This is a genomic window from Nocardiopsis sp. ATB16-24, from assembly GCF_030271535.1.
Classification (GTDB): domain Bacteria; phylum Actinomycetota; class Actinomycetes; order Streptosporangiales; family Streptosporangiaceae; genus Nocardiopsis.
On record NZ_JASCXJ010000038.1, the window covers coordinates 1 to 1,767 of the forward strand.

General features: G+C 58.7%; 1 rRNA gene. It reads right to left on the minus strand.

Annotation, left to right across the window (positions count from 1 at the left end):
- Window positions 1-18: 18 nt before the first annotated feature.
- Window positions 19-1,551, minus strand: a 16S ribosomal RNA gene (locus tag PFX91_RS22985).
- Between the last annotated feature and the right edge of the window lie 216 nt (window positions 1,552-1,767).

The window sequence follows — 1,767 nt, forward strand, 5'->3', positions numbered from 1 at the left end:
CTGCAAAAGACTCCTTAGAAAGGAGGTGATCCAGCCGCACCTTCCGGTACGGCTACCTTGTTACGACTTCGTCCCAATCGCCAGCCCCACCTTCACTCACTCCCTCCCCGAAGGGTTAGGCCGCAAGTTTCGGGTGTTGCCGACTTTCATGACGTGACGGGCGGTGTGTACAAGGCCCGGGAACGTATTCACCGCGGCGTTGCTGATCCGCGATTACTAGCGACTCCACCTTCATGGGGTCGAGTTGCAGACCCCAATCCGAACTGAGACCGGCTTTGAGGGATTCGCTCCACCTCACGGCTTCGCACGCCCACTGTACCGGCCATTGTAGCATGTTTGCAGCCCAAGACATAAGGGGCATGATGACTTGACGTCATCCCCACCTTCCTCCGAGTTGACCCCGGCAGTCTCCCATGAGTCCCCACCATCACGTGCTGGCAACATGGAACAAGGGTTGCGCTCGTTGCGGGACTTAACCCAACATCTCACGACACGAGCTGACGACAGCCATGCACCACCTGTCACCCGCCAACTAAATGACCCCACATCTCTGCAGGTCCACGGGTGATGTCAAACCTTGGTAAGGTTCTTCGCGTTGCGTCGAATTAAGCAACATGCTCCGCCGCTTGTGCGGGCCCCCGTCAATTCCTTTGAGTTTTAGCCTTGCGGCCGTACTCCCCAGGCGGGGCGCTTAATGCGTTAGCTACGGCGCGGAAACCGTGGAAAGTCCCCACACCTAGCGCCCAACGTTTACGGCATGGACTACCAGGGTATCTAATCCTGTTCGCTACCCATGCTTTCGCTCCTCAGCGTCAGGTAAGGCCCAGAGACCCGCCTTCGCCACCGGTGTTCCTCCTGATATCTGCGCATTTCACCGCTACACCAGGAATTCCAGTCTCCCCTACCTACCTCTAGCATGCCCGTATCCACTGCAGAACCGAAGTTAAGCCCCGGTCTTTCACAGCAGACGCGACATACCGCCTACGAGCTCTTTACGCCCAATAATTCCGGACAACGCTCGGACCCTACGTATTACCGCGGCTGCTGGCACGTAGTTAGCCGGTCCTTATTCCCCACCTACCGTCAACCCGGAGAGAACCCCGAGCCTGCGTTAGTGGTAAAAGAGGTTTACAACCCGAAGGCCGTCATCCCCCACGCGGCGTCGCTGCGTCAGGCTTTCGCCCATTGCGCAATATTCCCCACTGCTGCCTCCCGCAGGAGTCTGGGCCGTGTCTCAGTCCCAGTGTGGCCGGTCGCCCTCTCAGGCCGGCTACCCGTAATCGCCTTGGTAGGCCGTTACCCCACCAACAAGCTGATAGGCCGCGAGCCCATCCCCGACCGACAAGACTTTCCACCTCCCGGCAGGCGCCGGAAGGTCGTATCCGGTATTAGACAGCGTTTCCGCCGCTTATCCCGGTGTCGGGGGCAGGTTGCTCACGTGTTACTCACCCGTTCGCCGCTCGTGTACCCCGAAGGGCCTTACCGCTCGACTTGCATGTGTTAAGCACGCCGCCAGCGTTCGTCCTGAGCCAGGATCAAACTCTCCATAAAGGTCTCACACTCCCACCCCTGACCACGGAGGGCCTGGTGGCGGGAGAAACCTGGAAGATCCTGACCGACCGGTCGCCCGGTCAATCAAAGGAACCCTGCACATCACACACCCCGTGAAGGGTGTGGTGTGTCGGGGCCAAAACAAACTATGGCTTAAAGATTATCGAACACGCGCTGTTGAGTTCTCAAGAAGCAACCGTTCTTCCCGTACGAGTC